Origin of the sequence: Arsenophonus nasoniae DSM 15247 (genome assembly GCF_000429565.1) — a bacterium.
GTDB classification, from domain to species: Bacteria; Pseudomonadota; Gammaproteobacteria; order Enterobacterales; family Enterobacteriaceae; genus Arsenophonus; species Arsenophonus nasoniae.
Window position 1 is genome coordinate 1 of sequence record NZ_AUCC01000230.1, and the last position, 1,482, is coordinate 1,482.

Sequence of the window (1,482 nt, forward strand, 5' to 3'; positions counted from 1 at the left end):
CCTGGCTTCGGCGGTTTTCCATTCAGTTATCTTTGTGATTTCAATCTGCCGCCTTCCATGTCCTGACGGACATTTTAAAAATATTTGTTACTAAGAAAACTAAATTACTAAACAATCGAGCTAGCAATACGTGCCTGTAACATCCCTGTCTCACTTATGTTTTTACTAGCGCCTTCCAAACTATCGGCTTGCTTATCTACAAGATTTTTAAGCGTTTTTTGTTGCTGTTCTTTCATTTTATCATACCAGTCAAAACAAAATTCAAAGAAATTCTGCTCAAGCATTAACTCTTCAATCTCTTTTTGAAGTCCAGCTTTATCTAAATAAATACTTCCTTTAGCAATAGCTAGACCACCATTAGTCACGCCATTCAAAATGGTAGCACCTGCTTCTATAGCGTTTTTAGGTGATTTAAGTTTTGTAATATAAGGCATTATTTCACGAACAAACATCTCATAAAATTTCTCAGCGAGTGCCTTCATTGCTTTAAAACCTTCCTTTATTGAGTTCTTTAAAACTGCTTGAGTTAATTGGGGGATCATCTCTTTTAAAATAATTTGTGTTCCTTTCATGATCCCTCTACCCAACGTTACTAATGCTCCAGCTTTGCAAACATCTAAAATAACTGCACCAACTTCAAGTACTGTTTGCACGTAAAATGCTGCATCAGCAACTTTTTGCCACATTTCTTTATCACCTATACCAAAATATATTGCTGTTTCAGCAATAGCTTTGACTATACCTGCCACACCCGCGGCGATATAAACTGGACCTGCGGGTTGTCCAAGACAAGTCAACACCGCGCCATAAGCTATTTCAGCCACACCAACTATCCAATCGAAAAGAACTAGCCATTTATTTTTTTCGGATTGCTCAATTTTTTTTGCCAATTCTTCTTGAAATGCCTTAACGTTTTGATCACGTAAAAACGCTTGAGTATCCGTCATCAATTTACTAGCCTTAGCGACTGAATTAGCAGTATCACCGAATATCTTTAAACTAAGAGTTGATGAGAGTAAAAATAAATCGTTAATTGACACTTTCTCGATATTTTTTAGAGTCAGATTCTCTGTGTTGTGGAAAACAGTTAACACCCTTCCTAAAGCCTCGTCTGCCTGCTGATAGGTGATTTTCCCGGTTTTTTTCTCACCTACCATATTTAATAATATTTCATTCGGTATAGGAGATTGCGGTAACGGTGATTTAATCACAGGAGCATTATTAATAATACTGAGCTCTTGTCGCTCTGGTGAAGAAATAGATGAAAAAACATTTATATTATTCATGAAATAATAGCCCTATTAATTTAAGTCAATTTATATCTTAATTATACTTATTGATATTCAATATCAGGTATTATACGTAAAGCTTACGATTGTGGTATAGTCACAGCCCCTCCGATTTACATACTGCAACACCATTGTATATACCAACCGATAATAACCTATAGCTGTTCTGTGATTTTTTAATTGTGGGGAAGCA

General features: G+C 35.8%; 1 protein-coding gene. It reads right to left on the reverse strand.

The window, feature by feature from the left end; all coding sequences use genetic code 11:
- Nucleotides 1–107: 107 nt before the first annotated feature.
- Nucleotides 108–1,286 carry a type III secretion system translocon subunit SseC family protein gene (gene sctE, locus G468_RS0117795; protein WP_026824125.1) on the reverse strand — a complete coding sequence of 393 codons (1,179 nt, stop codon included), beginning with the start codon at nt 1,284–1,286 and terminating at the stop codon, nt 108–110.
- Nucleotides 1,287–1,482 lie beyond the last annotated feature (196 nt).

Excerpts from the sequence above, each read along its gene's own strand:
- sctE (WP_026824125.1), bottom strand. The coding sequence starts at position 1,286 with ATGAATAATATAAATGTTTTTTCATCTATTTCTTCACCAGAGCGACAA.